The following is a 25,014-nucleotide window of genomic DNA, read 5'->3' as shown; positions in this document are numbered from 1 at the left end:
TCCGGCCGTAGCTCTGCCAGGCTTCACCGCCATGACCACTCTCCGGGCGGACTACGACCAGCTCACCCGTTTCACCCAGTCCCTGGACACCTCCCTGACCGCGCTGCGGGACGCACGCCGCGCCCTGGACCACGTCCGGGACGACCAGCTGGGCACGGCCAAGCTGGACGCGGCCTGCGACCGGTTCCAGAAACGGTGGGCCTACGGCGCGAAGCAGCTCTCGCAGCGGGTGAAGGCCGTCCGGGAGGGCGTGAAGGGCAGCGCGGCGGAGTACCGGGCGCTGGACACGGCCATCCGCGACGCCTTCGTACGCGCCTCCGCGGCAGGGCGGGCCGAGCATGGGTGAGGCGCTCGGCTTTGACCCGGCCCCGGGTTCCCCGCCGGCCGTACTGGCCCTCGCGGCGAAGCTGCGTACGTCGGCCTCGTCGCTGGGCGAGGCGGCGCGCGTGGTCGACGCGCTGGTGTCGCGGAGCGACGGATGGCAGGGCGAGGCGGCGACGGCCTTCCGCGAGGTCCTGTCCGACGACCTCCCCCGCTACCTGCGCTCGGCACACGATTCCCTGGCCGAGGCGGGCCGGCGCCTGGCCTCCTGGCACGACGCGCTGGCCGCACACCAGGCGCTGGGCGCGCGCTACGAATCCATGGCGGCCGCGGCCACCACCCCGGACGAGCTGGCCGATGCACGCCGACTGGGCCAGGAGCTCCGCGGCCAGCACGCGGCGGACGCGCGGCGGGTCGCCGAAGCACTGGATTCGGCCACGGACCGGCTGGCGCCGAAGGAACCGGGCGCGCTGCAGCGGATCTGGCGCGAGATCGTCGACGATCCGGCGGACACGTTGTCGAACCTGTCCGCGGTCCTGGGCTTCGTCAGCGCGGGCCTCGCCTTCGTCTGCCCGCCCGCTGCGCTGGCGGTCATGCTGGTGGGCAGCGGCCTGAGCCTGGCCGCGCTGGCCATGCACACGTCGGACCCGAAGTTCCGCAAGCCGTTGAAGGACGGCTTCACCAAAGGGGAATTCGACGCGGACTTCTGGAAGAGCGGCGTGACCCTGCTGGGCGACAGCCTGGGCGCGGTCCCGGGCGTCGCCGCGATCGCCACCGGCGCGAAGGCGGGCGTGGCGGCAACACGCGCGGGCATGGCGGTGCCGGAAGCGAGTGGCCTGACGGCGTTCGGGGACGGGGCACGATCGTTCACCCGAACGACCTGGACCGAGGGCGAGACGATCCGGCGGGTTGAGAACCCGCTGAGCCAGTGGGCCTTGAGGAACGCGAGCTCCGGCACGAAGGACTTCGTCAGTGTCGCCGTTCCCGCTACAGGTGCCCTAACGGCTGGCGGCGGCTACATCCTTGGCCCGAAAGATGCTGTTGAGCAGACGTCCACAACAGTGGACGGGACGCGAGGAGTTCTGGAGGACGCTCCCGCCGCCGCAGCAAAGGCCTCGACCGCGTGGGCAGTAATGAGGGGCTTGTGAACGACGCCTTCCCGCCTCTCTGGTTCAGACTCCCACCGGGCTTCTACGACATTGGACCGGATGATCGCCCCGCCCTGGAAGGGACGGCAGCGCTGGCAAGCGGCCTGGCACAACTGCAAGTTGCACAGCTACTTGAGCAACTGGATTCTCTTGCACAGCAGCAGGTCCTGCATACTGCGATCGGCTTACATCCTGACGATACTTCCGGCCTCTGCAGTTCACTGTTCTCTCTGTCCTGTCGGCGCACGCCTGCTGGAAACGCCCAGCTCGCCGTGGCACGCATCGCGCTTGGCATTGCGAAGTCGCCACTCTGGGAGGAATCGACTTGCCGCTTCGTCGATCTCCCGTTGTCTCCTTCCTGTTGCCTGGCAACCGGAACATTGGCGCTTAAACAACTGGAACGCGCCGTATTCCAATCCCGAGCGGCGCTGGCACATCCTGACGGCCAACACGTGCTGATCTTCGACCTGACAAGCGCCTCCACGGAGTACAAAGAGGCATATACCGACATGCTTGAAGCCATCATCCACACAGCCTCGTTCACCGACCCAACACCGATCGCTCAAACCTCACGCATCTCGGAGCTGCTGCTTTGATGCTCCCTCTCGTCAAGACAGCGTGGGATCACCCTCCCACTGCTGACGGCTATGCCAGGCTGGCACGTCGTCGTGCCATGTGGCTGATCACAACAACCGGTGCTGCTATCGCAGCATGCACCCTGCTGCCCTTCGCGCTTCCTGCAGTCGTCGACATCGCTTGTCTGGGCATCATCATGTCCGCAGTCGTCTTCGCACCGGCGGTGGTGACGGCATTTCTTCGGCGCCAAAGGGTTGCATCCGTGCTCCAGAACTACCCCTGGAATGAGGTTCCGTACGAAGTCCTGCCCCACAATGCTGGCAACCCCACGCTCGTCACCATTATCTTTCGGGACGACTACACCCCGACCTTCCGGGTGTTCCCGTTTCCGGTCACCTTCGATGGGCCCCGCATCTGGTTTGCGGGAGACGCCCGCTACGGCGGGGTCGTGTCGCCCATCGGAGGGCACGCCCCCGTGCGGGTCGTGCCGCACAGGATGCCCGCAGGGCATTGGGGTGGGGGGAACGGCGGCGAGCCCGATGCGCTGGCGGTGCGCGTCGGGCTCGTGCGGCGGCGTAGTGGGAAGGGGACTCAGACCTAGCCGGGAGGCGGGGTCAGCTGCGGCGGGGGCGGAGCAACGAGCGCTCACGCTCCGAGAGTCCGCCCCACACGCCGAAGCGTTCGTCGTTCGCGAGGGCGTACTCCAGGCAGCCGGCTCTTCCCTCGCACGCCCCGCACAGACGCTTCGCGTCCCGGAGGGACGTCCCCGGCTCCGGGAAGAAGAAGTCCGAGCCGGTCTCGGCGCACAGGGCGAGTTCGTACCAGGCAGTGCGTGGCGCTGCCTCCGCAGCGGTCGTGTTCATCGGCATACCCAGATGCTCGCCGCCATGGATGTACGTCTCATCAACGTCTGATCAACAGCCGTCCATCACCCGGACGACCAGCACGCCATCAGCCATCCGGATCAGGGGCCCGCCTGCGGTGTGGCGGTGGCTATCACTGCGAATCGTGCCCCGTTCGGGTCCGCCAGCTTGGCGAAGCGGCCCGCGCCCTCCATGGAGACGGGGGTGAGGCGGACCTTGCCGCCGAGTTCCTCCGCGTGCGCCGCGGTCGCGTCGCAGTCGGCGACCTCGAAGTACGGCGTCCAGTACGGGCGCCCGGTGTCCTCCGCCGGGTCGGCGTGGACGGACACGATGCCGCCGAATCCCGTGTCCGCGGTCGGGGCGGAACCGGCCGGTCTGGCGAACGTGTACGTGCCGCCCTCCAGCTCGGCCTCGGTGATCTGCCAGCCGAGGACCGCACCGTAGAACCCGGCCGCCCCGGCCACGTCCGGCGTGTACAGCTCCGTCCACGACAGCGCGCCCCGATCCACCACCGCGTCCAGGCCCTTCGTACGGCCGGGCTGCCAGATGCCGAAGGCGATGCCCGCCGGGTCGGTGAGGACGGCCGCCCGGCCGTGGTCCGCGACGTCCATCGGCGCGATCAGCACCGCACCGCCCGCGCGCATCGCCGCGGCGGTCGTCGCGTCCGCGTCCCGGCTCTGGAAGTAGACCGTCCAGGACGCTTCGGCCGCCGCATCCTCGGGCAGGGTCATGCCGCCGGCGACCCTGCTGCCGTACAGCCTGAACGTGCCGTAGCCGTCGATCTCCTCGCCGCCCTGGTGGAACTCCCAGCCGAAGAGCTCCCGGTAGAACCCGGCGGCCCGGGCGATGTCCGGCGCGGTCACGTCGACCCAGTTGGGCGCGCCGTCCTTGTAATCCGTGGTCAGCATGATCCGCTCAGCTCCTTCCCGAGTCCCTTCCCGAGTCCCTCCCGAGCACCTCCCGGGCCTTTCCTGAGTCCTTCCCGAGCCAGTCCCCCCGCCCGCGTCCCCTTACGCCCCTCCTATGAGCATGGCACTCGGGACTGACAATGGGGTGGGTCGCGGGTGCGCGGGCCGTGGCCGCCTCAACAGAGTGAACGACCGTGCGTTCGGTAAGATGTCCACATGGCAGACGGACGCGTGGAGCGCGGGAACCAGACCCGGCGGACCGTGCTGGAGCGGACGATGAGCATCGCGTCCGTGGACGGCCTGGAGGGGCTCTCCCTCGGGAAGATCGCCACCGACCTCGGGCTGAGCAAGAGCGGCGTGTTCGCCCTGTTCGGATCCAAGGAGGACCTGCAGCTCGCGACCGTCCGGGCGGCCGTGGAGGTGTTCGTCGGCCAGGTGGTGCGGCCCGTACGCGAGGAGCCGGCCGGACTGTCCAAGGCGTGGCGGCTCTGCGAGCTCTGGCTGGACTATTCCAGGCACCGGATCTTCCCCGGCGGCTGCTTCTTCTACGGGGTCTCCGCCGAGTACGACGCGCGCCCCGGCCCCGTCCGCGACGAGATCGCCAAGGCCCGCACCGATTGGACCCGCTACATCGAGCGGGTGCTGGACGAGGCCCGTACGGCCGGTGACCTCCGGCCGGGGCTGGGCCCGGACGAGCTGCCGCAGACGGCCTTCGAGATCATCGCGCTGATGGAGCTGGCGAACGCCCACTCCGTGCTGTTCGAGAACGGTGCGGCCTACGAACGGGCCGAGCGGGGAATCCTCGCCCGGCTCCGTTCGGTCGCGGCCGCCCCGGACGAGCTGCCGGTCATGCCCGACCGGCCGCAGGGGCCGACTGCTGCCTGATCCCTACGGTCGCGTCGACCACCCCCGCGCCCGTCCCACTCCTCCTGCCCGTCCCACTCCTCCTGCCTGTCCAGCCGCCCGTCCCGGTCTCATCGAGAGGCCGACGGCCGCCGCGGCGAGCGCGGATACGGCGGTCATGAGGAAGACCGGCTCCCAGTGGTCGTCGCGGCCGCCGGTCAGCAGGCCGGCCATGGCGGCGATGCCCAGTGCCCCGCCGAGCTGGCGGGCCGTCATCAGCAGGCCGGTGCCCGCGGCGAAGCGCTGGGGCGGCAGGGTCGCGGAGGCGGCGGTGGACAGGGCCGTGAGGGTGATGCCGATGCCGAGACCACCGAGCAGCCCGGCGGGCAGGAACACCTGGGCGTAGGAGGTGGACGCGTCGGCCCACCCCCACAGCAGCAGGGCGTTGGCGGCGAACAGGAGTGCTCCGGTGGTCACGGCCGCGCCCTGCAGCCGGGCGGGGACCCGGCGGCCCACCACCAGGGCACCCGCCATCGCCAGGACGGCGCCCGGGGTGACCCCGAGCCCGGCCTGCAGGGCGGAGTGGTCCCAGCGGGCGATCAGGTACGAGGGGCCGGTCAGCAGCCACGCGTACATCGCCGCGCCGAACAGCAGGGCGGTGAGGTTGGCGCGGACGAAGACCCGGTCCCGCCACAGGTCGCGGTCGACGGCCGGAGCCGGGTGACGGCGGGAGCGGGTCAGGGCGAGCGCGGTGCACAGCACGCCGGCGCCGAGGAGCCCGAGCACGGCCGGGTCGGTCCAGCCCCAGTCCTCGCCCTGGGTGAACCCGGCGACGGTTCCGCCGATGCCGAGGACCAGGGCGAGCGTGCCGACGGGGTCGGGCAGCCGGTGGGGCGGCCGGGGTTCGCGCGGCAGGATCCGGGCGGCGGCCCAGAGGATGGCGAGGCCGATGGGGAGGTTGACGAGGAAGATGGCCCGCCAGCCCTGGAGTTCGACGAGCAGCCCGCCGGCGCTGGGGCCGACGGCGGCCGCGAGTCCACCGGCGGCACCCCAGGTGCCGAGTGCGGCGGCCCGGCGGGCGGGCGGGGTGTGGGCCAGTACGAGGCCCAGCGCGGCGGGGATCATCCCGGCCGCGGCAGCGCCCTGCAGGGCACGGGCGACGATCAGCAGGTCGGCGTCGGGCGCGAGTGCGGCGGCCGCCGAGGTGGCGGTGAACGCGGCCGTCGAGGCGAGGAAGAGCGTGCGCCGGCCGAGGGTGTCCGCGAGCCGGCCCGCGGCGGCGAGGAGTGCCGCGAACAGGACGGCGTAGGCGCTGACCACCCAGGTCAGCCGGGGCAGGGTGACCTGCGGGAACGCGGCGCGCAGGTCGGGGAAGGCGACGTTGACGACGGTGGCGTCGAGGAAGGCGAGGAAGGTGACGGCGGAGGCCACCGCGAGGATCCCGCCGGGCCGCACCCCCGTGCCGGCCCGGCCGGGGACGGCGCCCGCCGGCGGCGTCTGCTCCCTCGACCTGTCCTTCGACCTGTCCTTCGACCTGCCCCTGGACCTGTCCCTCGACCTGTCCCTCGACATGCCCGATCTCCGCGGCTTCTCTGACGGCCGTGGCTTCGACGGCGTGCCCGTCCTGCGCGGCTCGTGCGATTCCTCGGCCGTTCCGCGGCGTGTCGGCGTACTCATCGGGCGCCCGCCCCGGTTCGGGCTCCCACGAACTCCGCTACCTGGGCGATGACTTCGGGATCGCCCAGGATGCGGCGGTGTCCGAGGCCGGTGGTCACGACGAGGCGGGCACGCGGGCCGAAGGCGGCGGCGATGGCGCGGGACTGGTCGGCGGAGACGGTGTCGTCCTCGGTGTCGTGTACGAGCAGGACCGGTGCGGGCATGCCTTCCGGGCGCCAACAGGCGTCCAGGCGTTCCCGGATGTCGGTCTCGCCGGGCACCAGCCGGTGCCGTACGTGGTGCAGCAGGGCTTCCCGGACCCGGCTGCCCAGCCCGAGGGCGGAGCAGAAGCCGTCGAGCAGGTAGTCGAAGTGCGCCACGCCGCCGATGGCGGCGACCCGGTCGGCGCGCACGCCGTCGCGGAGGGAGAAGAAGGTGGCGAGCACGCCTATGGAGTGGGCGACGACAGCGGAGAAGTCGCCGTGTTCGGCGTGCAGTCCGCGGATGGCGGCGCGCAGGTCGAAGACGCTGGCGGCGTGGCCCCCGGAGGCTCCGTGTCCGGGGGCGTCGAAGGAGACGACGGTGTGGCCCTGGGCGCGCAGGGCCTCGATGACCCCGGCGAAGCGGGAGGCGCGCGAGGACCAGCCGTGCACCACGAGCACCGGCCGGGGTCCGTCGCCCCAGCGGTAGGTGGTGACGTCCACGCCGTTCACGGTGATCTTCCCGACGGCGGCCCGGTCCATGACCGGCTCTTCCTCTGGCCGCAACCGGGACCGGCCCAGGGGGCGGACGAAGGCGCGGAAGGCGATGCGCCCGGCGAGGGCGGGGGGAAGGCGGGAGGCGAGGTTCAGGGTGGTGCTCAGGACTGCAGCGACGGTACGCATGTCCGGCTCTCCGGATCTCCTCATAGTGGCAGGATGGCGAGATATTAGCACGATCGTTCGTGCATTTTTTGGGACACGCACTTGGGCGCTTGGGGGCATGGGCGCTTGCGCGCTCGGACGTAGCGCGCACATCGCGCCCATCGTCCCTCACGGACCCGTCCCGGCCGGTCAGTCCTTCGTCTCGCGCTTCGCGCGGCTCGGCTGGACCCGCTTGGGCTCGCCCGGCATCTTCGGGTAGTCCGGCGGGTACGGCATGTCGCCCAGGCCGTGGTCCTGCTCCTGGCGTTCGGACAGCTCCAGCGCACCGTCGAGGGTGAAGGCGTGCTCCTCCATGTCCGCGTGCAGGTCGCCCAGTTCGGCGTAGCGGGCCGGCATGGTGACGATGTCAAAGTCGCGCGGCTCCACCGAGTCGATCTCGTCCCAGCGCAGCGGGGCCGAGACCGGGGCGTGCGGGCGGGGGCGGACCGAGTAGGCGGAGGCGATCGTGCGGTCGCGGGCCGTCTGGTTGTAGTCGACGAAGATCCGCTCGCCGCGCTCCTCCTTCCACCAGGCCGTGGTGACCCGGCCCGGCATCCGCCGTTCCAGGTCCCGGCCGATGGCGATGGCGCAGCGGCGGACCTCGGTGAAGGTCCAGCGCGGCTCGATCGGAACGAACACGTGCAGCCCGCGCCCGCCGGAGGTCTTCGGCCAGCCGCGCAGGCCCAGCCCGTCCAGCAGGTCGCGCAGCTCGTGGGCGGCGGCCACCGCGTCGTGGAAGTCGGTGCCGGGCTGCGGGTCGAGGTCGATGCGCAGCTCGTCGGGGTGGTCGGTGTCCTCCCGGCGCACCGGCCACGGGTGGAAGGTGAGGCAGCCCAGGTTGGCGGCCCACAGGACGGCGGCCGGTTCGGTGGGGCAGATCTCGTCGGCGGTGCGGCCGCTGGGGAAGGCGATGTGCGCGGTGGGGATCCAGTCGGGGAGGTTCTTGGGAGCGCGCTTCTGGAAGAACGACTCGCCCTCCACACCGTCGGGGTAGCGCTCCAGGGTCGTCGGGCGATCGCGCAGGGCGCGGGTGATGCCGCCGGCCACGGACAGGTAGTACCGGGCCACGTCGAGCTTGGTGAGCCCCCGCTCCGGGAAGTACACCTTGTCCGGGTTGGACAGCCGTACCGGCCGCCCGTCCGCGTCGAGCTCGATGGCATTGCCGGCAGCACCCATGAGCGCCACGTTAGGCGGGTCCGTCGCGGCCCGCACACCGGGCGGGCGCGGAGCGAACGGCGCAGAATCGGGGGCATGGATCTGCCGGTGATGCCTCCCGTGAAGCCGATGCTCGCCAAATCCGTGGCGAAGATCCCGCCCGGCATGCAGTACGAGGCCAAGTGGGACGGCTTCCGGTCGATCGTCCACCGGGACGGCGACGAGGTGGAGCTCGGGAGCCGGACGGGCAAGTCCCTGACCCGGTACTTCCCGGAGCTGGTGGAAGCGGTCCGGGAGAGTCTGCCCGAGCGCTGCGTCGTGGACGGGGAGATCGTGATCGTGCACGACGACCGGCTCGACTTCGACCGGCTGACCGAGCGGATCCACCCCGCCGCGTCCCGGGTGAAGATGCTCTCCGAGACCACGCCCGCCTCGTTCGTGGCCTTCGACCTGCTCGCGCTCGGCGACGAGGCGCTGCTCGACACCCCGCTCGCGGCGCGCCGTACCGCCCTCGTGGAAGCCCTGTCCACCGCCATTCCCCCCGTCCACCTCGCGCCCGCGACCACCGACGCCTCGCTGGCGCAGGAGTGGTTCGAGCTGTTCGAGGGCGCCGGGCTGGACGGGGTGATCGCCAAGCCCCTGGATCTCCCCTACCGGCCCGATGCCCGCCTCATGTTCAAGGTCAAGCACGAACGTACGGCCGACGTCGTCGTCGCGGGCTACCGTTTCCACAAGAGCGGTCCGATTGTCGGATCGCTGCTGCTGGGCCTCCACGACGCGCACGGCGCGCTCCAGCACGTGGGCGTCTGCGCCGCCTTCCCCATGAAGCGCCGGGCCGAGCTCGTCGAGGAGCTCGAACCCCTCCGGATGGCCGACGCCACGGGCCACCCCTGGGCCGCCTGGGCCGACGAGGCCGCGCACGAGAGCGCCCGGCTGCCCGGTGCGCAGAGCCGCTGGACCGGGAAGAAGGACCTGTCCTGGGTGCCGGTGCGTCCCGAGCGGGTCGTCGAGGTCGCGTACGACCACATGGAGGGCGACCGTTTCCGGCACACCGCGCAGTTCCGCCGCTGGCGCCCGGACCGCACGCCGGAGAGCTGTACGTACGCCCAGCTGGAGGAGGTCGTCCGCTACGACCTCTCGGCGATCCTCGGCGGGGACGGCGCGTGAGGGACCGCGCGTGAAGGTCGGTGCGCCGCCGGACGCCCGGCGCCGCACCTTCCGCTCGCGCGCCCGGGAGCAGTCGCTCAGCAGCCCGTGAGCTTCTCCCATTCGCCGCGGCTCGGCCCGCCGGTGTTCGGGACGTAGCCGGGCCGGGCGGCCAGCCAGCGCACCACCCGGGCCCGGACGTCCGGGTCGGCATAGGCGCGTTCGGGCGACTCCAACAGGTGCCGGACGCGGGCGCGGGCCCGCATCACCTCGGGATCGTCCAGCGCGCAGTCGAACAGCGCGGCCCGATCCCGCGCCGCACCGGCCCGTACGGTCCGGGTCGTCCACCGTTCGCCGATCGCCGCGTCGGCGGTGACCTGGAAGTCGAACCAGGGCTTGACGGTGCGCACCGACCAGGCGTGGTGGTCGGCGGCGTACCGCTCCGATCCCGGGTCGAGGTGGGCGGTACGGGCGACCCGCTGCGCCGCCCACAGGGCCAGCGACATGCCCTGGCCGAGGGTCGGGTTGGTGTGGGTGAGGGCATCGCCGACCGGTACGAGCCCGCTGACCACGGGACCGTGTTCGTCGACCAGCGCGCTCCACCGGTTGTCCAGGCCGGCCGTGGCCCTTACGCCGGAGAGCGGCTCGGCGCCGAGTGCGAGCCAGGCGGCACCGGGCGGGAAGGTGCGGGCGACCGCCTCGAAGACGGCCGGGTCGCGGAGGGCGGAACGGGTCGGATCCTCCGTGTGCACGATCAGGGTGACCGCGAACGTACGGTTGTCCGCCGGGAACACCGCGCAACCGGCGAAGGTGCCTCCGGTGACCGCCCACGGCCGGCGCGGGCCCTCCGCGCGTCCGGCGGGGAGCCGGTACCAGCGGCAGAAGTAGGCGAGTCCGGTGGGGTGCCGCTCCACGACGGGCGGGCGGCAGCCGATGTCGGCGAGGCGGCGGTCGGCCGCGCCGCGGCGGCCCGCCGCGTCCACGACCAGGTCGCCGGTGTAGGAGCCGGAGGCGGTCCGCACACCGGTGACCTGGACCCGGGACGTCCCGATCCCGGACGTCCCGATCCCGGACGTCCGGATCCCGGCCGCCGGGGTCCCGGCCGCCTGGAACCCTGCAACCTGGCCCCCTGCGTCCTCACCTCCTGCGCCCCGGACCCCGGCGCCCCCGCCCTCCGCGGCCGGCCGTGCGGCGGCCGTCAACAGGCCCTCCACCGGCTCGCCGTGGCGGATGACCACGCCGTTCTCGGCCCGCAGGGCGGAGACGAGCGCGCTCTCCAGCACGATCCGCCGGGCCTGCAGCATGACCAGGTCCTCGTCGCCGGGACGGGCGGCCGGCCGCTCGTCGAACCAGTCCAGTTCGTGCCGCTCGGTCGCCCCGAGCCGGAGCATCTCGGCGTGTACGTCGGGGAGTTCGGTGCGCAGCACCTGGCGTGCGGCGCCGAGGATCACATGCGGCTGGACGGCCTGCGGGACGGCCGTCCGCCGCCAGCCGAAGAAGTCCCGGTCCAGTGCGGCGCCCGGGGCGCGGCTGTCCCGCTCGAACAGCTCGACGGTGTGTCCGTGCCGGGCGCTGAGCAGCCCGGTGGCGAGCCCTCCGACACCGCCTCCGATCACCAGCACGTGTGCCATGGCGTCCCCCCTGTCCCCCTGGGCGTCCCCGGGGCCGTACGACGATCCGACCGCCAGAGCCTGCGCTCCGCCACCGTGGCCGAAACCCGCGAGTGCGGGTCCGGCCGTACGGCACCCCTCCCGGCCCGGCGGGGCGGAGCGTCCGGCGGCTCACGCGCGGCGGAGGGCGGAACGTATCGCGAACGCGCCGACCAGCTCCGCGACGCCGAGCAGCAGCAGCCACAGGCCCAGCAGCCGGGTCAGGGCGACGGCGGACTCGATCGGCAGGCACAGCACGACGATGCCCGCGACGACGCCGAGGAGGGCGATGGCGAAGGTGAAGCCGCGGTGCGGGAGGTCCTTGTTGACGACCGCCCGGCAGGCGCCGAGCATGCCGGAGACCAGCCACACCACGCCGACGAGGAGGGCGAGGAAGGTGATGGTCTGCTGGGGTCCGCGCAGGCACAGCACTCCGGCCACGACGAACACCACGGCCGCGAGCAGCGTCGGCCACCGTTCGCCGTGCTCCCCCCGGGAGAACGCCGACACGAACCGGAACACGCCCGCCACCAGCAGGTACAGGCCGATGAGGATGGCCAGGACGTGCAGGGTCTCGTTCGGCCAGACCAGGATCAGGATGCCGGCGATCAGGGTCACGAGCGCCGAGCCCAGGGCCCACTTCCACGAGGCCCCCAGCACCGACAGGCTGTCGAGCGGGTCGGTCCGTACGGCCTCGGCCACTTCCTCGAAGGCGCGTTCGGGCGGCGGTTCCGGTCCCTGACCGGGCTCCGGTTGTCGAGGCATGGACATGGTTCCTCCTCCGTCGTGGATGTCAGGCCGTCAGTGGGACGAACGGGTGCAGTGAGTCCTGGCCCTCGTGCACGATCCCGTAGCTGTGCTCCGGCACCTCGTTCCAGGCGCCGGGAAGGTCTCCGAGGGGCTCGGAGACGACGAGCCGGCTCTCGTCGGACACTTCCTGGAGGATCGTGGCCTCGGGGTGCAGGGCGCGCAGGGAATCCACCCTGGTGCTGTAGAAGAGCGAGCGGGCGGTGCCCTCGCTGGCGTAGCGGAAGGCCCACAGCGTCGTGCCGTTCGTCACGGCCACGGTCATCTGCATCGGGGCGGGGATCCCGTGCTCGCGGCCGGTGCGCTCCACCAGTCCGACCATCTTGGCCACCGCCGTCGGCGGGTCGTCCTCCAGGCCGAAGGTCAGGGCGAGGAAGAACATCAGCTCCGAGTCCGTGGTGCCCTCGATGTCCAGGAAGAGGATGGGGCTGACGGCCAGGCAGAGTTCCCTGCGCATCTCGTGGAAGCCGGCGATGGAACCGTTGTGCATCCACATCCAGCGGCCGTGCCGGAAGGGGTGGCAGTTCGTCTGCTGCACCGCCGTGCCCGTGGAGGCCCGGATGTGTGCGAAGAGCATGTGGGACTTCACGTGCTGGGCGATCTCGTGCAGGTTCCGGTTGTTCCACGCGGGGCCGATCTCGCGCATGATCGCCGGGGTGTCGTTGCCGGACTCCGGCGCGTACCAGCCGATGCCGAACCCGTCCCCGTTGGTCGTCTCGACGCCCATGCGGGCGTGCAGGCTCTGGTCGATCAGGGAGTGTTTCGGCTGGTAGAGGAGCATGTCGAGGAGCAGGGGTGTCCCCGAGTAGGCGAGCCACCGGCACATGGTCGATCACTCCTCTTCCGTGGTCGTGAGGGGCATGAAGGCCGCGAGGGTCGTGCTCCGAGCATCGGCGTGGGCCCGGGGCCGTGCATCACCCGCCGAGGGTGATCCCCCACCGATGGGCCCGTGCCTACGCTCGTGGCCGTGTGAGGCGCCCCGGTGTCCTTCCGGGCCCTGCGACAGGAGCTGACGTGACCAGTGAAACCACCGACCCGCTCCACGAGGTGGGTCCCATCGACTACCTGGTTGTCGAGTTCCCGGGCAGCCACCTGACCGGTGAGGGAATGCCGCTGCTGATCGACCTGGTCGACCGCGGCATCATCCGGATCCTCGACCTGGCCTTCTTCATGAAGGACGAGGACGGCTCGGTGCGCGGCCTGGAACTCGCCGATGTGAACGGCGACGGGCAGCTCGACCTGACCGTCTTCGAGGGCGTCGCCTCCGGGCTCATCGGCGACGACGAGCTCGACGAGGCCGGATCCCTCCTCCAGCCGGGGGACTCCGCGGCCGTGCTCCTCTACGAGAACCTGTGGGCCGCGCCCCTGGCCGCCGCGCTGCGCCGGGCCGACGCCAGGCTGATCGCGAGCGGGCGCGTTCCGGTCCAGGACGTGATCGAGGCCCTGGACGCGCTCGAGGCCGCGGGCTGACGCGCTTCTGCGGGCGCTGCCCCCTCCTGACGGGGCTGACACCCTCCCTGACGGGGCTGACACCCTCCCTTCCGGGGCAGACGCCCTCCGTAATTGATTCCGATCCATCCGCTCCGACCAAGGCAGGCAACCATGCCCGGACTCCTCCGCGGCGTCGCACGCACCGCCGTCGTCGCCGGAACGGCCACCGCCGTCTCCAACCGTGTATCCCGCCGGCAGGCCGGCCGCTGGTCGCAGCAGGCGGCCGAGCAGTCCGCTGCCGCCGCCCCGCCTCCCCCGCCCCCTCCTCCCCCGCCCCCCGCTCCCGCCGCGGTCGGCATGGACGACAAGATCGGCCAGCTGAAGGAGCTCTCCGAGCTCAAGGACCAGGGCATCCTCACCGAGGAGGAGTTCGCCGCGCAGAAGGCCCGCATCCTCAGCAGCTGACCGGCCACGAGCGGCCGGAACCAGGCCGCGAGCGGCCGGCCCGGCACCCGCGCGGTTGACACACCCGCTTGCCGGAGTGGCAAATGGGATCATGGCTGATGACGAGGACGACGCACGGGACGAGGGGTTCGCCGAAGTCCTGACCGGCGTGGGGCCGCGGCTGCGGGCCCTGCGCCGGGCGCGCGGCACCACCCTCGCCCGGCTGAGCGAGGCCACCGGCATCTCGCTCTCCACCCTGTCCCGGCTGGAGTCGGGGCAGCGGCGTCCCACCCTGGAGCTGCTGCTGCCGCTCGCCAAGGCGCACCGGGTCGCGCTGGACGAGCTGGTCGGCGCCCCCGAGACGGGGGACCCCAGGGTCCGGGCCAAGCCGGTCGTCCGCAACGGCCGCACCCATGTGCCGCTGACCCGCAGCCTGGGCGGGATGCAGGCGTTCAAGACGATCCTGCCGCCGACGCCCCCTGGCACGCCCCTGCCCGAGCAGCAGGTGCACGAGGGGTACGAGTGGCTGTACGTGCTGTCCGGGCGGCTGCGCCTGCTGCTGGGCGAGCACGACCTGGAGCTGAGCGCCGGCGAGGCGGCCGAGTTCGACACCAGGACCCCGCACATCTTCTTCAACGCCGGGGCACAGCCGGTGGAATTCATCAGCCTGTTCGGGCCGCAGGGCGAGCGCATGCACGTCCGGGCCCGGCCGAAGGACCGCAACCGCAGGGAAGGACCCGGACCCCGATGACGACCGAACCGCCGCACCCGGAACGCCAGCGCGCCGAACGGGCCGACCCCACGCCGCACGCCGTGGTGGGGGTCGGCCTGATCGTGCTGGGTGCCGACGGCCGTGTGCTGCTCGGCCGGGCCCACGACGGCCGCTGGGAGCTGCCGGGCGGCAAGGTGGACCCCGGGGAGGGCTTCGAGCAGGCCGCCGCCCGCGAGCTCGCCGAGGAGACCGCCCTGCGCGTGGACGCGTCGGCGGTCCGGGTGCTCGCCGTGCGGATCGACTCGGTGGCCGGCATCACCCGGGTCACGGCGGCCGCGGTCACCGAGGCCGCCGAGGGCACCCCGGCCGTGACCGAACCGCACAAGATCGCCCACTGGGACTGGTTCGCACCGGAGGACATCCCGCACGCCCTGTACGCCCCCTCGGCGGGCGTCCTCCGCACCTGGCGCCCGGACCTGACCGCCCTCCCCGAGGTGCCCTCGTACGGCTACCCCACCCGCTAGGTGTGTTGTCCGGACAGGTCGGTGCCGCGGGACAGGCCCTGGGCGCGCCGTCCGGGCGGCTTCGCCGCTCACCGGTTCGCCGTCGCCACCACCCTTGGCGCGAAGTTGCCCTCGCCGAGGTCCTCGGCGAGCAGCCGTTTGGCAATGGCGTCGGCCGCCGCGCGCAGTTCGGCGCTGCGCGGCCGGCCGCGGTCCTTCTCCAGCCGGTCGCCCAGCCACTTCGCCCAGGCGTCGGAGATCACCGCGGCCTCCCGCCGCCCCGCCTCCGTGAGCGAGAAGTACGTGGCCTCGTGGCTGAGGTAGCCCTCCTCGACCATCCGGTCGAAGACCGGCAGCAGGACTTCCGGCGGCACCGAGCGCCGCCCGGCGACCAGCCCGAGGGACGCGTGGCCGACGGTCCGGGTCAGCAGGTCCACCTGCATCACCGCCCAGGCGCCGGCGATGTCCAGGCGGGTGTCGGAGGAGTTCACGATCGCGCGGGCGGTGTCCGTGCCCATGCCCCGGATGAGTTTGCCGACCGCGAGCTCCAGCAGCTTCGCCGAGTCCCCGGACGCGGAGGCCGGCGAGGCGAAGCCGTCGCCCAGGTCGGTGGAGGACACCCGGGCGCTGTCGCGCAGTCTGACCTGTTTGAGGAACAGCGCGACCACGAAACCCACGACGGCGACCGGCACGGTCCACAGGAAGACGGTGTGCAGGGCGTCGGCGTAGGCGCCGATGATCGGGGCGGCGGCGGCCGGTTCCAGCGCGTGCACGCCCTGCGGGCTCTGCGCGGCCCCGGCCAGTGCCGCCGGGTCCGTCCCGGTGTTCCGGGCGGCCTCGGCGACGGCGGACCGCAGGGCGGGCTCCAGGCTGCCCGCGTACAGGGTGCCGAAGACGGCCGTGCCGAAGGAGCTGCCGAGGGTGCGGAAAAAGGTGACGCCGGAGGTGGCGGTGCCGAGGTCGGCGTAGTCGACGGTGTTCTGCACGGCGATCGTCAGGACCTGCATGGACAGGCCGATGCCGGTGCCCAGCACGAACATGTACAGGGATTCCAGCCAGGCGCTGGTGGCCGCGCCCATCAGGGACAGCAGGTAGAGCCCGAGGCCCATCACCACCGTGCCGACGATGGGGAACACCCGGTACTGCCCGGTCCGGCCGGTGACGGTGCCGCTGAAGACCGAGGCCAGCAGCAGGCCGATGACCAGCGGAAGGGTGCGTACGCCGGAGACGGTGGCCGAGTCCCCGTCCACGTACTGCAGGTACGTCGGCAGGAAGGTCATCGCGCCGAGCATGGCGAAACCGACAACGAAGCTGAGCACCGAGCAGACCGAGAACACCGGGTTGCGGAACAACCGCATGGGCAGCATGGGTTCGGCGGCCCGGGTCTCGGCCAGGCAGAACAGGGCCAGTGCCAGCACCCCGGCGGCGAGCAGGCCCACGATGACCGGGGACCCCCACGGGTACTCGTTGCCGCCCCAGCTGGTGGCCAGGATCAGCGCGCCGGACCCGATCGCCACCAGCGCGATGCCCAGGTAGTCGATCACCGGCCGGCTCGCCGACCGTACGGAGGGGATGGTCCGGGCGGCGGTGATCACCACCAGGACCGCGATGGGCACGTTGACGTAGAAGCACCAGCGCCAGCTCAGGTGGTCGGTGAACAGACCGCCCAGCAGGGGGCCGATGACGGTGGCGACGCCGAAGACGGCGCCGAGCGCGCCCTGGTACTTGCCGCGTTCGCGGAGCGGGACCACGTCCGCGATCAGGGCCATCGAGGTGACCATGAGGCCGCCGGCGCCGACGCCCTGCAGGCCGCGCCAGAGGATGAGCATCGTCATGTTGCCGGCCAGTCCGCACAGGAACGAGCCGGTGATGAAGACGACGGCGGAGACCTGGAAGACGACCTTCCGGCCGAACAGGTCGCCGAACTTGCCCACCAGCGCGGTGGCGATCGTCTCCGCGAGGAGGTAGGAGGTGACGACCCAGGACATGTGGGCGGCCCCGCCCAGGTCTGCCACGATCGTTGGCAAAGCGGTGCCGACGATGGTCTGGTCGAGGGCGGCCAGCAGGACCCCGAGCAGGATCGTGCCGAAGACGACGTTGCGCCGCCGCCGGTCCAGCACGGGGGGCGCCGCGGCGACGGCCGGGGCAGTGGTCACACCGGCACTCTCACAGCCTTCCGGCTCCGCCGCACGCGGCGCTGCGCCGTACGGCCGATGCGTACGCGGGTGTGCGGGCCGGACACCGGCGCGGGTGCGTACGCCGCACGCCGACGCCGATGCGTACGCCGGGCACCCTGCGCCGGTGCGTACGCCGGACACCCTGCGCCGGTGCGTGCGTCGGACACCGGCGCGGGGTGCGGCGGTCGGGCTCCCGCGCCCGCCCCCGTCAGCGCAGGTAGGCCAGCTCCGGGTGACCCGCCCGGTACCCGTCCAGCAGCCGTCCGGCCACCCTCACCGAGTCCACCAGCGGGTGCAGGGCGAACGCCTTGACGGCCGTGGCCCGGGAGCCGCTGCGGGCCGCCGCCAGCACCTCCCGCTCCACCGCCTTGACCGAGGTCACCAGGCCCACCGCGTGGTACGGCAGCGGTGCGACCGCCAACGGATGGGCGCCGTTCGCGTCCACCAGGCAGGGCACCTCGATCACCGCGGCCTCGTCCAGCACGCCCAGCACGGAGCGGTTGCGGACGTTGAGGATCAGGGTGGCCCGTTCGTCCCGGGCGATGGCCCGCATCAGCGCCAGGGCGACCTGCTCGTAGCCGCCGGACTCCAGGTCCTCGGCCGCCCGCTCGCCCGCGCCGGCCGTCTCCCGGTTCTCGGCCATGTACGTGGCCTCCCGCTCGGCGCGGGTGCGCTCCCAGGAGGCCAGGGCCTCGCCGGCCGCGAGGTCCGCCCGGTCCGTGCCGGCGTAGAAGGCGCCCTGCTGGTCGCGTAGGAAGGCTCCTCGGGTCTGCTCGACCTGCCGGTACGCACGGACCGTCTCGCGGTTGAAGTAGTAGTAGTGGAGGTATTCGTTCGGGACGGCGCCGAGCGAGCGCAGCCATTCCGCGCCGAACAGCCTGCCTTCCTCGAAGGACTCCAGCGCGGTGTCGTCGGCCAGCAGGCCGGGCAGCAGGTCACGGCCCCCGATGTGCAGGCCGCGCACCCAGCCCAGGTGGTTGAGGCCGACGTAGTCGATCCACGCCTCGGCGGGGCGGGCGGCGCCCAGCGCGCGGGCGATCCGGCGGCCGAGGCCGACCGGGGAGTCGCAGATGCCGATGACCCGGTCGCCCAGGGTCTCCTGCATGGCCTCGGTGACCAGCCCGGCCGGGTTGGTGAAGTTGATGACCCAGGCGTCGGGCGCGGTCCGGGCGATGCGCCGGGCGATCTCGCGGGCGACCGGCACGGTCCGCAGGCCGTACGCGATCCCGCCGGCGCCCACCGTCTCCTGGCCCAGCACGCCCTCGGCCAGGGCCACCCGTTCGTCCGTCGCGCGCCCGTCGAGTCCGCCGACCCGGATGGCCGAGAAGACGAAGTCGGTGCCGCGCAGGGCCTCGTCGAGGTCGCGGGTGGCGGTGACGGCGGGCGCGCCGGGCACTCCCCGGGCCTGGTCGGCGAGGACCCGGGCGATGGCGTCGAGCCGGGCGGGGTCGTGGTCGTGGAGGGTGACGTGGGTGACCCGGCCCTCCTCCCGGTCGCCGAGCAGGGCCCGGTAGACCAGCGGGACGCGGAATCCGCCCCCGCCCAGGATCGTCAGCCTCACGGTCCCCACCACCCTTCGTCCACAGCGGCACCAGTCTCGCTCACGCGGCGGCCGGTGAGGGTCATGATCCGCCGGACGGGACCTAGCTAGTGGTCGGCGAGCGGGGGCACGGCGCGCAGCCGGCGGTCGGTCTGCTGCTGGGTGCCGTGGGCGATCGGGGCCGGTCCGGGGGCGTTGCCCTGCGGGGTGGAGAGGACCAGGGTGATCCGGGTGAGTCCCATCGCGTCCAGCATGCGGCTGTTCTCGCACACCACCCGGCAGCGGACCACGCCGCGGCTCGGGTCGGGGTGGCGCACCGCGAGGACGGCGGCGTCGCGCTCGGCGGCCTCGGCGCCGTACGTGCTGAGCCAGTGCGGCACGCCGTAGCGGTAGGCGGCCTCCATGAACGGGTCGCGGGCCACTTCCTGGCGGATGCTGCGCAGGCCCTCGTCTTCGGGGCTCGCGGCGAGCGCGGTGGCGAACTGGGCCAGCAGCGGCACGCACCAGGAGGGCTCGTGGTCCTCCAGCACGGCGGCGGCGTCCGGGTGGAAGAGCACGAACCGCAGGAAGTTGTCGTCCGGCAGTGCGGTGGGGTGCGGGCGGACGGCCTGGAACAGCTGGTCGAAGGCGGAGTTGGTGAGGGCCACGTCCCAGCGGTGGTCGACCAGGAAGGACGGGTACGGGACGGACTCCATGAGGGCGGCGTAGTCGCGCAGGTAGTCGCGCTGCACCGGGTCCTGGGGGAGGCGGTTCTCCTCGGGGGCCCGCCAGGTCGGCGGCGGGTCGCGGTCGACCATCACGCGGAACAGCCAGAAGCACTGGCGCTCGCTCATCTCCAGCGCTTCGGCCAGGGCGAGCAGTTTGCGGTCCGTCCACTCCTTGACGAGTCCGCGCTCCCAGTTGCCGTACGCACGCACGCTGATGCGCAGGCGGGAGGCCATGTCCTCCTGGCTGAGCCCCAGTTCCTCGCGGCGTCGGCGCAGGAGCTCCTTGCGGCGTTCCAGCCGCACTGCGCCCCGTACGGGCTCGTCGCCCACGGGGATGTCCTCACCCGTCGGGGTGTGGGAGAGGCCGTTGGATGGGCTCACCGCTGCGAGATGTGGCACCGAGAGCTCCCCCTTCTCGCGGTCTGGATCTTCGTTTCCGTGTGGCGATCCTGCTACCCACGTCATTCGAGTGTCAACTATTGTGGCAATTCCAGCCCCTTGACAGCAGAATCACGCCACAGCTGTGGCAAGTTCTAGCCCTAGGATGGTTGACCGGCTAGCCTCCAGGGGCCAACCACGTGTCCGAACCGAACTCGCGCGATCTAGGAGAACCACTGGTGACAGACGGCTTCCCGGCTCCCGGGGCGGTGGCCACCGTGCCTCTGGCAGCCACCGCCGCGCGCGTCGCCGAACTCGCGGACAAACTCGGGCGCGACCAGGCCGAGGTCTTCGACCTGCGTCGGCTCTCGGAGGCGTCCGGTGTGCCGGCCGACGTGGTCAAGGCCCTGCTCGACGGCAGGACGGCCGGTGAAGCAGATCTGCAGACCCGGTTCCTGCAGCGCCTGGACCTGCTCCGGCGCACCCGGGTCAAACCCAACGGCCGCCGGTACACCCAGCAGGAGATCGCCGACGGAGCGGCGATGTCCCGCCAGCAGGCCGGCGCCCTCATCAACGGCGACCGGCGCCCCACGATGGAGCACTGTGACGCCATCCAGCGCTTCTTCGGGGTCCATGCCGGATTCCTCACCGCGCACGACGCCGACGCCCTCACCGACGCGCTGCTCCGCACCGAGCAGCAGCTGCTCCAGGACTTCGCGGACCGCGAGCGGGAGAGGGAGAGGGCGCGCGCCGCGGCCTCCGGGCCCGCGGACGACCCGCTGGCCCGCCTGCTCCAGAACCACGGGGTCCGGGGCATCGCCTGGCGGGCCGCCCAACTTCCCAGCGACAAACACCGGGACAAGGTGACCGAGTGGCTGGACCTGCTACTCGAAAGCGTCAAAACGACCGAATCCTGACCCAGTCGAACGTCTGGGTCTGATCCTTCAAATCCTGATCCGGATCCGCTCCGACGGGGAGAACGGTGAGCATAGGCAGAGAGCAGCGGCGGCTGTGCGGAGAGCTGGTTGCCGGCATCAGGCTGTCCGCCCCCGTCGAACCAGTGGACCTCTACGCCGCCCTGTGCGCGGGCATGAGCCGGCACCGCGGCCGCAGGGTGGACTTCCGGATGGCCTCGTTCCCCCCGGGCACGGCCAGTGGCCTCTGGCTCGACATGGCGGACCGGGACCTGGTCGTCATCGAGGAACGCACCGCGCCCGACCACCAGCTGGTGATCCTGGGCCACGAGCTGTGGCACATGAAGGCCGGGCACTGCAGCCACCACGTGGACGGGGCGGCCGTGGCCGCGCGCCTGCTGTCCGACGAGGCCGACATCAGCGAGACCGTCCGCCGGGTCGCCGCGCGCACCCGGGCCGACGTACGGGAGGAGACCGAGGCGGAGACCTTCGGCCTGCTCCTGGGCAGCAAGTGCCGGGCCTGGCTGGCCGGTCCGGCCTGCTACCGGGCTCCGGCGCAGCGCGACGAACTGGCCGACCGGATCGAGGCGTCGCTGGGCTACCGAGGACCCCGGGGCTGATCCTTGAAGGGCCTGGACTTCTACATTCCGGCCGTCGTGCTGGTGGTCGCGTTCACCTGCAGGCTGCCGGAACTCATCCGGCACTGGCGCGATCCGCTGGTGCGTGCCGTCAGCGTGCTCCTGCTGGTGGCCAGTTCGGTGTTCCTCTTCGCCGCCCCGCCCACCATCGGGGCGCTGAACGACCTCACCGGCATACCGAACTTCTCCGCACCGCTGGTCTACTGCATCCTCACCGCCTTCAGCGCCTCCTGCCTGCTGCTCCTGATCAACTGGCGGGGCGGACCGGACGAGCGCACCCGGCAGCTGGGCCGCTGGTGCGCGGGCACCTACAGCACCGTGATCGTGGCGCTCATCGCCCTGTTCGCGCTCGGCGACGCCCCCGTGGAGCGGCTCCGCGACTTCGACACGTACTACGCGACCACCCCCTTCGTCCGCGAGATGATCCTGGTCTACCTGCTCGCGCACACCGTCGCGGCGGTGGTGATGACCGTGCTGTGCCGGCGCTGGTCCCTCCACGTGACCGGCTCGCTGCGGTCCGGCCTGCTCCTCATGGTCAGCGGGTTCATCCTCAACCTCATCTTCGACGCGGCCAAGTTCACCGCCGTCATCGCCCGGTGGACCGGCAACGACCTGGACTTCTTCAGCACCAGCATCGCCCCTCCCGTGGCCTCGTTCTCGGCGCTGCTGATCGGCATCGGCTTCGTCCTGCCGCTGCTGGTCCAGCGGCTGTCCGTGACCTGGCAGACCTGGGTGACGTACCACCGGCTCGGCCCGCTGTGGCGGGAACTGCGCACGGTGGTCCCGGTCGGCTCCCGGTCGGTGCGCATCTCCCTCTGGTCGCCGGCCGACCTCCGGGTCACCCAGCGGGTCGCGGACATACACGACGGCTTCCTCCACCTCGACCCCTACTTCGACCACGTGCTGCGCGACCGCACCCGCGCGGCCGTACTGGCCGCCGGCGCCGACGGCCGGCTGGCCGAGGCCACCGCGGAGGCGGCCATGGTGGCCGCGGCCGTCCGGGCCCGGGCCGCCGACCCGGAAGAGCGGATCATTGGCTTGGCCGACGCCTATACGTCGGCCTCCTCCGAGGGGCCGCGCGACCTGGTGGGCATCTCGCTCGCCCTGCGCTCCCCCCTGGTGGAAGATACCCGCCGACGCGCGGCCAGTACGGAAAGCAGCACCCCATGACTGATACGCCCTGGCAGGAACAGCAGCACCTGCCGCGACCGGCCGACGCGACGCGACGCGCGACGCGGCGGCCCGGAACTGCCGGGCAGGCCGTGGTGATCGGCGGAGGTCTGGCGGGCATGCTCGCCGCGGCCGCCCTCGCCCCCCACGCGGAACGGGTCACGGTCATCGAGCGCGACCGGCTGCCGGACGGCGCCGCACCGCGGGCCTTCCTGCCCCAGGCCCGCCACGCCCACCTGATGTGGTCCGGCGGCGCCCGGGCGGTCGACGACCTGCTGCCCGGGTTCACCGACCGGCTGCTGGCCGCCGGCGGCCGGCGGATCCCGCTGACCTCCGGCATGGTGGCGCTCTCCCCCGGCGGCTGGTACCGCCGTTGGCGTCCCACCCACTTCATGCTGGCCGCGACCCGGGACCTGCTGGACGGGATCGTCCGCGACCAGGTGCTCGCCCTGGAGCCGGTACGGGTCCTGCAGGGCGCCAAGGTGACCGGCCTGGACGGCGACGGCGGCCGGATCACCGGCGTCCGCGTCCGGCTCCCGGGCACGGCGGACGGGACGGCCGGCGGGGCGGCGGACGGGGCGGCCGAGGTGATCCCGGCCGACCTGGTGGTGGACGCCTCCGGACGAGGCACCGGCAGCCCGGAGTGGCTGCGGGAACTCGGTGTGCCCGACATCCGTGAGGAGCTCGTCGACTCGGGCCTCGTATATGCCAGCCGCATGTACCAGGCACCGCCGGGCACCGAGGACTTCCCCGTGGTGAACATCCAGACCGTGGTCACCCGTGACGGGCAGCCCGGCAGGGGCGGGGTGATCCTGCCCGTGGAGGGCGGCCGGTGGCTGGTCACCCTGTCCGGCACCAAGGGCGGGCAGCCGACCGGCGACCCCGACGCCTTCGACGAGTTCGCCCGTTCGCTGCGCCACCCGCTTGTCTCCGAGCTCATGGAGTACGCCGAACCGGTCTCGGAGATCAGCACCTTCGGCAACACCGCCGACCGCCGCCGGTACTACGAGAAGTGCCGCACCTGGCCGGAGGGCTACGTGGTGCTCGGCGACGCCGTCGCCGGCTTCAACCCGGTCTACGGCCACGGAATGTCGGTGGCCGCCCAGGGTGCCCGCGCCCTCCGGGCGGAACTGGACGCCGGCGGACTGCGGAACCCGGGCCTGGGCCGGCGCACCCAGCGCGCCGTCGCCCGTCCCGTCTCGGTGGCCTGGGACCTCGCCACCGGCCAGGACGTCTTCTACCCGGGTGCGGTCGGCAAGCAGCCGACCGCCGGGGACCGGATCCTCGCCCGCTACGTCGACCGCCTGATCCACACGGCCACGGCGGACTTCGAGGTGGCCACCGCGCTCACCGACGTGATGACCCTGGAGGCGCCCAGCAGCACCCTGGTCCGCCCGGGCGTCCTGCTGCGCACCCTGCGCGGGCCCCGGCTGCCGCCGCTGACCGGACCGCCGCTGACCGAACGGGAGCTGGCGTTCACCCGGGCCGCCGACGCGGGGGCCACGGAGGTCGGCTAGCACCCGGCCGCCCGCCCGTCGGCCGTCCGGTCCCCGCCCCGGCAGCGGAACGGAGTCGGACGACCGGACGGGCGGGCGATCGGTCGGGCGGGCGATCGGGCTACAGGCCGGCGGCGGCGAGCGCGGCCGCCGGGAACAGGTCCTGGAACGGAGCCGCCGAATCGATTCCGTCCCGCCCGTAGGGTGCGTCGAAGCTCCACACCAGGAACAGCAGGAACACGATCAGCGCGGTGAAGAGCCCGGCCAGCAGCAGCTCGCGGCTCGACTTGCGGATCTGCAGCGTGAAGATCAGACCGATGGTCACCACTCCCCCGGTGAACAGCCCGAACCACACCATGCCCGGCAGCGTCCGGTCCGAGCTGCGGGAGTGCCGGGCGTCGTCGGCGGCGGCGATGTGGTCCAGCAGCGGCTGGTACGTCTGCGCCTGGAGCTCGTTGGCCGGGCTCTGGTGGGTGACGTCGGTGCGCAGCTTCGCGAGCAGCGTGGCGCCCTCGTCGGAGAGGGCCTGACCGGAGGTCAGCCGGGGCCAGTCCACGGAGACGGTGTGGGCGACGTAGGCGTCCACCTCGCCGCGGATCCGGTCACGGACGGGCCCGGGGTAGACGTCGGCGCGCTGGGTGACCTCGTACAGGGACTGGGCCTCCTGGCGCACGCTGTCCTCGGCGGCGTTGCGCGCCTCCCACACCCCGGCGATGGCGAGTCCGAGCACGATCGCGTAGACCACCCCGACCATCATCACCATGTATTCCATGACGTCGGGGGTTTCGCTGGTGTCCTCCTCCTCCGTGACCCGGCGGTGCCGGATCGCGGTGAAGGCGAGGACGACGGCGCAGCCGAGCGCCATGGCGATGGCCAGGACCAGCCATTCGGACACGGGGGAACTCCTGTTCTGGGGGTGGCCGCCGAGGT

26 protein-coding genes are annotated in these 25,014 nt (G+C 72.4%); 14 read left to right on the top strand and 12 right to left on the bottom strand.

The features are described from left to right. Positions 1 to 31: 31 nt before the first annotated feature. The 4 genes from AB0O36_RS02200 (at position 32) to AB0O36_RS02185 (ending at position 2,646) form a co-directional block, all read left to right on the top strand. Complete coding sequence (locus AB0O36_RS02200; protein WP_365102783.1) at positions 32 to 346, top strand: hypothetical protein; 315 nt, start codon at positions 32 to 34, stop codon at positions 344 to 346. Further along, entirely contained in the window at positions 339 to 1,469 is a 1,131-nt protein-coding gene (locus AB0O36_RS02195; RefSeq protein ID WP_365102781.1) for a hypothetical protein, read from the top strand. The genes AB0O36_RS02200 and AB0O36_RS02195 overlap by 8 nt, the downstream gene beginning before the upstream one ends. After that, entirely contained in the window at positions 1,466 to 2,065 is a 600-nt protein-coding gene (locus AB0O36_RS02190; RefSeq protein ID WP_365102778.1) for a hypothetical protein, read from the top strand. The genes AB0O36_RS02195 and AB0O36_RS02190 overlap by 4 nt, the downstream gene beginning before the upstream one ends. 77 nt (positions 2,066 to 2,142) lie before the next feature. Then, positions 2,143 to 2,646: a hypothetical protein gene (locus AB0O36_RS02185; RefSeq protein WP_365102776.1), complete on the top strand. Its 504-nt coding sequence runs from the start codon at positions 2,143 to 2,145 to the stop codon at positions 2,644 to 2,646. Between the two features lie 13 nt (positions 2,647 to 2,659). On the opposite strand, the gene AB0O36_RS02180 is transcribed toward AB0O36_RS02185, so the two are convergent. Then, positions 2,660 to 2,914 carry a WhiB family transcriptional regulator gene (locus AB0O36_RS02180; protein ID WP_365102775.1) on the bottom strand — a complete coding sequence of 85 codons (255 nt, stop codon included), beginning with the start codon at positions 2,912 to 2,914 and terminating at the stop codon, positions 2,660 to 2,662. A 95-nt stretch (positions 2,915 to 3,009) separates the two neighbouring features. Further along, a complete protein-coding gene (locus tag AB0O36_RS02175) occupies positions 3,010 to 3,816 on the bottom strand; it encodes a VOC family protein (protein WP_365102773.1) in 807 nt (268 codons plus the stop codon). A 216-nt stretch (positions 3,817 to 4,032) separates the two neighbouring features. Between AB0O36_RS02175 and AB0O36_RS02170 the strand changes: the two genes are divergently transcribed. Next, positions 4,033 to 4,701, top strand: coding sequence for a TetR/AcrR family transcriptional regulator (locus tag AB0O36_RS02170; protein WP_365102771.1), 669 nt, complete (start codon positions 4,033 to 4,035; stop codon positions 4,699 to 4,701). Positions 4,702 to 4,704: 3 nt separating this feature from the next. On the opposite strand, the gene AB0O36_RS02165 is transcribed toward AB0O36_RS02170, so the two are convergent. The 3 genes from AB0O36_RS02165 to ligD form a co-directional block, all read right to left on the bottom strand. Further along, complete coding sequence (locus tag AB0O36_RS02165; RefSeq protein WP_365102768.1) at positions 4,705 to 6,090, bottom strand: DHA2 family efflux MFS transporter permease subunit; 1,386 nt, start codon at positions 6,088 to 6,090, stop codon at positions 4,705 to 4,707. Positions 6,091 to 6,332: 242 nt separating this feature from the next. Then, positions 6,333 to 7,199: an alpha/beta hydrolase gene (locus AB0O36_RS02160; RefSeq protein ID WP_365102765.1), complete on the bottom strand. Its 867-nt coding sequence runs from the start codon at positions 7,197 to 7,199 to the stop codon at positions 6,333 to 6,335. 168 nt (positions 7,200 to 7,367) lie between these two features. Further along, on the bottom strand, positions 7,368 to 8,393 hold the full coding sequence (gene ligD / locus AB0O36_RS02155) for a non-homologous end-joining DNA ligase (protein WP_365102763.1): 1,026 nt from the start codon (positions 8,391 to 8,393) through the stop codon (positions 7,368 to 7,370). A gap of 75 nt (positions 8,394 to 8,468) precedes the next feature. Here ligD and AB0O36_RS02150 point away from each other — a divergent pair, with 75 nt between their 5' ends. After that, positions 8,469 to 9,539: an ATP-dependent DNA ligase gene (locus tag AB0O36_RS02150; protein ID WP_365102760.1), complete on the top strand. Its 1,071-nt coding sequence runs from the start codon at positions 8,469 to 8,471 to the stop codon at positions 9,537 to 9,539. A 77-nt stretch (positions 9,540 to 9,616) separates the two neighbouring features. On the opposite strand, the gene AB0O36_RS02145 is transcribed toward AB0O36_RS02150, so the two are convergent. The 3 genes from AB0O36_RS02145 to AB0O36_RS02135 all read right to left on the bottom strand — a co-directional run bounded on the left by AB0O36_RS02145 (position 9,617) and on the right by AB0O36_RS02135 (position 12,800). Then, a complete protein-coding gene (locus AB0O36_RS02145) occupies positions 9,617 to 11,149 on the bottom strand; it encodes an NAD(P)-binding protein (RefSeq protein ID WP_365102758.1) in 1,533 nt (510 codons plus the stop codon). A gap of 150 nt (positions 11,150 to 11,299) precedes the next feature. Further along, positions 11,300 to 11,938: a DUF308 domain-containing protein gene (locus AB0O36_RS02140; RefSeq protein ID WP_365102755.1), complete on the bottom strand. Its 639-nt coding sequence runs from the start codon at positions 11,936 to 11,938 to the stop codon at positions 11,300 to 11,302. Positions 11,939 to 11,960: 22 nt separating this feature from the next. Continuing rightward, complete coding sequence (locus tag AB0O36_RS02135) at positions 11,961 to 12,800, bottom strand: class II glutamine amidotransferase (protein ID WP_365102753.1); 840 nt, start codon at positions 12,798 to 12,800, stop codon at positions 11,961 to 11,963. A 188-nt stretch (positions 12,801 to 12,988) separates the two neighbouring features. On the opposite strand from AB0O36_RS02135, the gene AB0O36_RS02130 reads away from it, so the two are divergent. The 4 genes from AB0O36_RS02130 (at position 12,989) to AB0O36_RS02115 (ending at position 15,085) form a co-directional block, all read left to right on the top strand. Continuing rightward, positions 12,989 to 13,444, top strand: coding sequence for a DUF6325 family protein (locus tag AB0O36_RS02130; RefSeq protein WP_365102751.1), 456 nt, complete (start codon positions 12,989 to 12,991; stop codon positions 13,442 to 13,444). A 132-nt stretch (positions 13,445 to 13,576) separates the two neighbouring features. Continuing rightward, positions 13,577 to 13,870, top strand: coding sequence for an SHOCT domain-containing protein (locus tag AB0O36_RS02125; protein ID WP_365102749.1), 294 nt, complete (start codon positions 13,577 to 13,579; stop codon positions 13,868 to 13,870). Positions 13,871 to 13,961: 91 nt separating this feature from the next. Beyond that, a complete protein-coding gene (locus AB0O36_RS02120) occupies positions 13,962 to 14,600 on the top strand; it encodes a helix-turn-helix transcriptional regulator (RefSeq protein ID WP_365102746.1) in 639 nt (212 codons plus the stop codon). Further along, positions 14,597 to 15,085, top strand: coding sequence for an NUDIX domain-containing protein (locus AB0O36_RS02115; protein WP_365102743.1), 489 nt, complete (start codon positions 14,597 to 14,599; stop codon positions 15,083 to 15,085). Before AB0O36_RS02120 ends, AB0O36_RS02115 begins: the two co-directional genes overlap by 4 nt. A 68-nt stretch (positions 15,086 to 15,153) precedes the next feature. On the opposite strand, the gene AB0O36_RS02110 is transcribed toward AB0O36_RS02115, so the two are convergent. The 3 genes from AB0O36_RS02110 to AB0O36_RS02100 form a co-directional block, all read right to left on the bottom strand. Continuing rightward, on the bottom strand, positions 15,154 to 17,220 hold the full coding sequence (locus AB0O36_RS02110; protein WP_365102741.1) for an MDR family MFS transporter: 2,067 nt from the start codon (positions 17,218 to 17,220) through the stop codon (positions 15,154 to 15,156). Between the two features lie 229 nt (positions 17,221 to 17,449). Then, complete coding sequence (locus AB0O36_RS02105; RefSeq protein ID WP_365102738.1) at positions 17,450 to 18,802, bottom strand: 6-phospho-beta-glucosidase; 1,353 nt, start codon at positions 18,800 to 18,802, stop codon at positions 17,450 to 17,452. 86 nt (positions 18,803 to 18,888) lie between these two features. Next, positions 18,889 to 19,869 (bottom strand): helix-turn-helix domain-containing protein, encoded by a 981-nt coding sequence (locus AB0O36_RS02100; RefSeq protein WP_365102735.1) that lies wholly within the window; start codon positions 19,867 to 19,869, stop codon positions 18,889 to 18,891. Positions 19,870 to 20,105: 236 nt separating this feature from the next. On the opposite strand from AB0O36_RS02100, the gene AB0O36_RS02095 reads away from it, so the two are divergent. The 4 genes from AB0O36_RS02095 to AB0O36_RS02080 all read left to right on the top strand — a co-directional run bounded on the left by AB0O36_RS02095 (position 20,106) and on the right by AB0O36_RS02080 (position 24,105). After that, on the top strand, positions 20,106 to 20,783 hold the full coding sequence (locus AB0O36_RS02095) for a helix-turn-helix transcriptional regulator (protein ID WP_365102732.1): 678 nt from the start codon (positions 20,106 to 20,108) through the stop codon (positions 20,781 to 20,783). Between the two features lie 65 nt (positions 20,784 to 20,848). Then, entirely contained in the window at positions 20,849 to 21,400 is a 552-nt protein-coding gene (locus tag AB0O36_RS02090; protein ID WP_365102730.1) for a toxin-antitoxin system, toxin component, read from the top strand. Between the two features lie 3 nt (positions 21,401 to 21,403). Continuing rightward, on the top strand, positions 21,404 to 22,588 hold the full coding sequence (locus tag AB0O36_RS02085) for an MAB_1171c family putative transporter (RefSeq protein ID WP_365102728.1): 1,185 nt from the start codon (positions 21,404 to 21,406) through the stop codon (positions 22,586 to 22,588). Further along, positions 22,585 to 24,105: an FAD-dependent oxidoreductase gene (locus tag AB0O36_RS02080; RefSeq protein ID WP_365102726.1), complete on the top strand. Its 1,521-nt coding sequence runs from the start codon at positions 22,585 to 22,587 to the stop codon at positions 24,103 to 24,105. Before AB0O36_RS02085 ends, AB0O36_RS02080 begins: the two co-directional genes overlap by 4 nt. A gap of 100 nt (positions 24,106 to 24,205) precedes the next feature. Here the strand turns inward: AB0O36_RS02080 and AB0O36_RS02075 are convergent, their stop codons facing one another. After that, positions 24,206 to 24,979: a hypothetical protein gene (locus AB0O36_RS02075; RefSeq protein WP_365102724.1), complete on the bottom strand. Its 774-nt coding sequence runs from the start codon at positions 24,977 to 24,979 to the stop codon at positions 24,206 to 24,208. Positions 24,980 to 25,014: the final 35 nt, after the last annotated feature.

This window comes from Streptomyces sp. NPDC089799, assembly GCF_040684755.1.
Classification (GTDB): Bacteria; Actinomycetota; Actinomycetes; order Streptomycetales; family Streptomycetaceae; genus Streptomyces.
Note: the sequence above shows the minus strand (reverse complement) of the source record. Positions and strands in the feature narration are given on the sequence as shown.

Bases quoted from the DNA above. Each gene is read 5' to 3' on its own strand.
- AB0O36_RS02200 (WP_365102783.1), top strand. From the start codon at position 32: ATGACCACTCTCCGGGCGGACTACGACCAGCTCACCCGTTTCACCCAG.
- AB0O36_RS02195 (WP_365102781.1), top strand. From the start codon at position 339: ATGGGTGAGGCGCTCGGCTTTGACCCGGCCCCGGGTTCCCCGCCGGCC.
- AB0O36_RS02185 (WP_365102776.1), top strand. From the start codon at position 2,143: ATGTGGCTGATCACAACAACCGGTGCTGCTATCGCAGCATGCACCCTG.
- AB0O36_RS02180 (WP_365102775.1), bottom strand. From the start codon at position 2,914: ATGCCGATGAACACGACCGCTGCGGAGGCAGCGCCACGCACTGCCTGG.
- AB0O36_RS02175 (WP_365102773.1), bottom strand. From the start codon at position 3,816: ATGCTGACCACGGATTACAAGGACGGCGCGCCCAACTGGGTCGACGTG.
- AB0O36_RS02170 (WP_365102771.1), top strand. From the start codon at position 4,033: ATGGCAGACGGACGCGTGGAGCGCGGGAACCAGACCCGGCGGACCGTG.
- AB0O36_RS02160 (WP_365102765.1), bottom strand. From the start codon at position 7,199: ATGCGTACCGTCGCTGCAGTCCTGAGCACCACCCTGAACCTCGCCTCC.
- ligD (WP_365102763.1), bottom strand. From the start codon at position 8,393: ATGGGTGCTGCCGGCAATGCCATCGAGCTCGACGCGGACGGGCGGCCG.
- AB0O36_RS02150 (WP_365102760.1), top strand. From the start codon at position 8,469: ATGGATCTGCCGGTGATGCCTCCCGTGAAGCCGATGCTCGCCAAATCC.
- AB0O36_RS02145 (WP_365102758.1), bottom strand. From the start codon at position 11,149: ATGGCACACGTGCTGGTGATCGGAGGCGGTGTCGGAGGGCTCGCCACC.
- AB0O36_RS02140 (WP_365102755.1), bottom strand. From the start codon at position 11,938: ATGTCCATGCCTCGACAACCGGAGCCCGGTCAGGGACCGGAACCGCCG.
- AB0O36_RS02135 (WP_365102753.1), bottom strand. From the start codon at position 12,800: ATGTGCCGGTGGCTCGCCTACTCGGGGACACCCCTGCTCCTCGACATG.
- AB0O36_RS02125 (WP_365102749.1), top strand. From the start codon at position 13,577: ATGCCCGGACTCCTCCGCGGCGTCGCACGCACCGCCGTCGTCGCCGGA.
- AB0O36_RS02120 (WP_365102746.1), top strand. From the start codon at position 13,962: ATGGCTGATGACGAGGACGACGCACGGGACGAGGGGTTCGCCGAAGTC.
- AB0O36_RS02115 (WP_365102743.1), top strand. From the start codon at position 14,597: ATGACGACCGAACCGCCGCACCCGGAACGCCAGCGCGCCGAACGGGCC.
- AB0O36_RS02080 (WP_365102726.1), top strand. From the start codon at position 22,585: ATGACTGATACGCCCTGGCAGGAACAGCAGCACCTGCCGCGACCGGCC.